The following is a 3,896-nucleotide window of genomic DNA, read 5'->3' as shown; positions in this document are numbered from 1 at the left end:
ATACCCAAAGTAATTGAAGTTGCAGGTAGGCGGCAAGTGAACGAACCCCGATGAGCTGACTCAGGTCAGTGATTCGGGTGAGCGAACATAACCAACAACCCTGCGGCTTCAAGTACGAAGGGAATTAACACCCGGATGAGAAGAGAGTCTATGGCTGATTATAAGCCGACTACCAAAGCACCGAGCAAATACGGTGACATCATTTTCAGCGCGCTGGTTAAACTGGCTGCGCTGATTACGCTATTTCTGCTGGGCGGCATTATCATTTCATTGATTGTTGCTTCTTGGCCAAGTATTCAAAAATTTGGTTGGGCTTTCCTGTGGACCAAAGAATGGGATGCCCCGGCTGAGCAGTTTGGTGCCTTAGTGCCGATTTATGGCACAGTTGTCACCTCTGTTATCGCCTTACTTATTGCCGTCCCGGTCAGTTTTGGGATTGCCTTGTTCCTGACTGAGCTGGCCCCTAACTGGCTAAAACGCCCACTGGGTGTGGCTATCGAACTATTAGCGGCTATCCCTAGTATTGTTTACGGGATGTGGGGTTTGTTTGTTTTCGCTCCCTTATTTGCCCGCTATTTCCAAGAACCCGTCGGCAACGTGATGTCTGGCATCCCGATTGTGGGTGTGTTGTTCTCAGGCCCGGCATTCGGTATTGGTATTCTGGCCGCAGGTGTCATCCTGGCCATCATGATTATTCCTTACATTGCAGCGGTTATGCGCGATGTGTTTGAGCAAACCCCGGTGATGATGAAAGAGTCAGCCTATGGTATTGGCTGTACCACCTGGGAAGTTATCTGGCGCATTGTGCTGCCTTACACCAAAAACGGTGTGATTGGCGGTGTGATGCTGGGCCTGGGGCGCGCTTTGGGTGAAACCATGGCAGTGACCTTTATTATCGGTAACACCTACCAACTCGACAGTTTCTCACTCTTCATGCCAGGGAACAGTATCACCTCTGCGTTAGCGAATGAGTTTGCTGAAGCGGAATCCGGTTTACATACTGCCGCGCTGATGGAGTTGGGCCTGATATTGTTCGTGATTACCTTTATCGTGCTGGCGTTATCTAAGTTAATGATTTTGCGTCTGGCTAAGAAAGAGGGGCGCTAAGATGGCGACAATGGATATGCAAAGTGATGCGACGCTACTGGAAACCCGCCGTAAAAAGCAGGCCTGGCGTCGCCAAAAGAACCGTATAGCCTTACTGCTTTCAATGGCTACCATGGCGTTTGGTTTGTTTTGGTTGGTGTGGATTTTGTTCTCCACCGTGACCAAAGGAATTGACGGCATGTCTTTGGCGCTGTTTACCGAGATGACTCCACCACCCAATACCGCGGGTGGTGGTTTGGCTAACGCCATTGCTGGCAGTGGTTTATTGATTTTATGGGCCACCGTCATTGGCACCCCTCTGGGTATCATGGCGGGGATTTACCTGGCTGAATATGGTCGTAAATCCTGGTTGGCGGAAATTACCCGCTTTATAAATGATATTTTGCTATCAGCACCTTCCATCGTGGTCGGTCTGTTTGTCTACACCATCGTGGTTGCCAAGATGGAGCACTTCTCCGGTTGGGCTGGGGTGATTGCATTGGCGCTGTTACAAGTGCCGATTGTTATCCGTACTACTGAGAACATGCTCAAGTTGGTACCAGATAGCCTGCGTGAAGCTGCCTATGCCCTGGGAACACCGAAATGGCGCATGATATCGGCTATTACGCTGAAAGCGTCTATCTCCGGTATTTTGACAGGTATCTTGCTCGCGGTAGCACGTATTGCCGGTGAAACAGCACCCTTGCTGTTCACATCGCTCTCCAACCAGTTCTGGAGCACTGATCTGAGCCAGCCTATCGCTAACTTGCCGGTTACTATCTTTAAATTTGCCATGAGCCCATTTGCCGAATGGCAACAACTGGCTTGGGCAGGGGTACTGCTAATTACCCTGTGTGTATTGTTACTGAATATTCTGGCTCGGGTTATTTTCGCGAAGAAAAAGTATTAATCGGCTGCGTAAGTATCAGCATTGAGTAATGAAAATACCGAATCGCCAATAAATTTCAAAATGCGGCTACGGCGGCATTGGCTAAAAGAGAGAAGTCTTGATGAGTATGGCTACTGACATCAATAACAGCAAAATCCAGGTTCGCGATCTGAACTTCTACTATGGCAAATTCCATGCGCTGAAGAATATCTCGCTGGATATTGCTAAGAACCAGGTCACAGCATTCATCGGGCCATCAGGTTGTGGTAAATCTACTCTGCTGCGTACATTCAATAAAATGTATCAGTTGTATCCTGATCAACGTGCTGAAGGCGATATTTTATTGGATGGTCAGAATATCCTGACTGACAAACAAGATATTGCGTTGTTGCGGGCTAAAGTTGGCATGGTTTTCCAAAAACCGACCCCATTCCCGATGTCGATTTACGATAACATCGCCTTTGGTGTGAAACTGTTCGAAAACTTGTCCCGTGCCGATATGGATGAACGGGTGCAATGGGCGCTGACCAAAGCGGCATTATGGAATGAAACCAAAGATAAATTACACCAGAGTGGTTATAGCTTGTCAGGCGGACAGCAGCAGCGTTTGTGTATTGCCCGTGGTATTGCTATCCGCCCTGATGTATTGCTGTTGGATGAGCCTTGCTCAGCGCTGGACCCTATATCCACCGGTAGAATTGAAGAGTTGATCAGCGAATTGAAGTCCGATTACACGGTAGTTATTGTGACGCATAACATGCAGCAAGCTGCCCGTTGCTCAGACCACACTGCATTTATGTATCTGGGCGAGCTAATCGAATTCAGTGATACCGATACCCTGTTTACTGCGCCACAGCAAAAACAGACGGAAGATTATATTACTGGTCGCTATGGCTGATCGGCCTATCCCCGTCATACTTCAAGCTGCATGTGCGTTGGCTGCTTTCGTTCACCCTAGTCACTTACTTGAGTAAGCTCCTGGGGATTCGCTCAATTGCCGCCTTCCTGCAACTCGAATTATTTAGGGTATACATCAATTTCGCCTACTTACACGTACGGGAAGTATTATGGATAACTTGAATCTGAATAAACATATTTCCGGCCAGTTCAATGCAGAACTTGAACATATCCGCACCCAAGTATTGACTATGGGTGGACTGGTGGAACAACAATTATCTGACGCGATCACCGCAATGCATAATCAGGACGGTGAACTGGCGAAGCAAGTAATTGCAGGCGATAGAAAGGTCAATATGATGGAAGTGGCGATTGATGAAGCCTGTGTGCGCATCATTGCCAAACGTCAACCTACGGCCAGTGATTTACGCTTGGTGATGGCGATTATTAAAACTATCTCTGAGCTGGAGCGCATCGGTGACGTAGCAGATAAAATCTGCCGTACCGCGCTGGAAAAATTCTCTCATCAGCATCAGCCTTTGTTGGTTAGTCTGGAGTCTTTGGGCCGCCATACGGTGCAAATGTTGCATGATGTGCTGGATGCATTTGCACGTATGGATTTGGACGAGGCTATTCGGATCTATCGCGAAGATAAAAAGGTTGATCAGGAATATGAGGGCATCGTGCGGCAATTGATGACTTATATGATGGAAGATCCGCGAACTATCCCAAGTGTGCTGACTGCCCTGTTTTGCGCTCGCTCTATTGAGCGTATTGGCGACCGCTGTCAGAATATTTGTGAGTTTATCTTCTATTTCGTCAAAGGGCAGGATTTCCGCCACCTTGGTGGCGATGATTTAGAGAAACTGCTTTCCAGTAAGACTGAAAAATAACGATTTCCCCAATCATCCTGGCGAATTAGGCAGGTTGGGGATTGTTTTTTGTATTTGCCCTCCTTTTTTGAACAATATAAAGTAATTCTATATTGTTTCATGTTTGTTTATATTCTAAATCCTAATTGATT

At 47.3% G+C, this 3,896-nt stretch carries 4 protein-coding genes; all 4 read left to right on the top strand.

The genetic code is table 11. The features are described 5' to 3' along the window. The first annotated feature begins 150 nt into the window (after positions 1 to 150). The 4 genes from pstC (at position 151) to phoU (ending at position 3,765) form a co-directional block, all read left to right on the top strand. Positions 151 to 1,107 carry a phosphate ABC transporter permease PstC gene (pstC, locus tag V1952_RS20510; protein WP_005186724.1) on the top strand — a complete coding sequence of 319 codons (957 nt, stop codon included), beginning with the start codon at positions 151 to 153 and terminating at the stop codon, positions 1,105 to 1,107. Position 1,108: 1 nt separating this feature from the next. Then, positions 1,109 to 1,996, top strand: a complete 888-nt coding sequence (gene pstA, locus V1952_RS20505) for a phosphate ABC transporter permease PstA (RefSeq protein ID WP_005186725.1) — start codon at positions 1,109 to 1,111, stop codon at positions 1,994 to 1,996. Between the two features lie 100 nt (positions 1,997 to 2,096). Then, a complete protein-coding gene (gene pstB, locus V1952_RS20500) occupies positions 2,097 to 2,873 on the top strand; it encodes a phosphate ABC transporter ATP-binding protein PstB (RefSeq protein ID WP_004713904.1) in 777 nt (258 codons plus the stop codon). Positions 2,874 to 3,042: 169 nt separating this feature from the next. Then, positions 3,043 to 3,765, top strand: a complete 723-nt coding sequence (gene phoU / locus V1952_RS20495) for a phosphate signaling complex protein PhoU (protein ID WP_049612252.1) — start codon at positions 3,043 to 3,045, stop codon at positions 3,763 to 3,765. Positions 3,766 to 3,896 lie beyond the last annotated feature (131 nt).

Source organism: Yersinia sp. 2542 StPb PI, assembly GCF_048593855.1.
Lineage (GTDB): Bacteria > Pseudomonadota > Gammaproteobacteria > Enterobacterales > Enterobacteriaceae > Yersinia > Yersinia enterocolitica_E.
The sequence above is the reverse complement of the archived record's forward strand: the minus strand, read 5'-3'. Positions and strand labels throughout refer to the sequence as shown.

Excerpts from the sequence above, each read along its gene's own strand:
- pstC (WP_005186724.1), top strand. The coding sequence starts at position 151 with ATGGCTGATTATAAGCCGACTACCAAAGCACCGAGCAAATACGGTGAC.
- pstB (WP_004713904.1), top strand. The coding sequence starts at position 2,097 with ATGAGTATGGCTACTGACATCAATAACAGCAAAATCCAGGTTCGCGAT.
- pstA (WP_005186725.1), top strand. The coding sequence starts at position 1,109 with ATGGCGACAATGGATATGCAAAGTGATGCGACGCTACTGGAAACCCGC.
- phoU (WP_049612252.1), top strand. The coding sequence starts at position 3,043 with ATGGATAACTTGAATCTGAATAAACATATTTCCGGCCAGTTCAATGCA.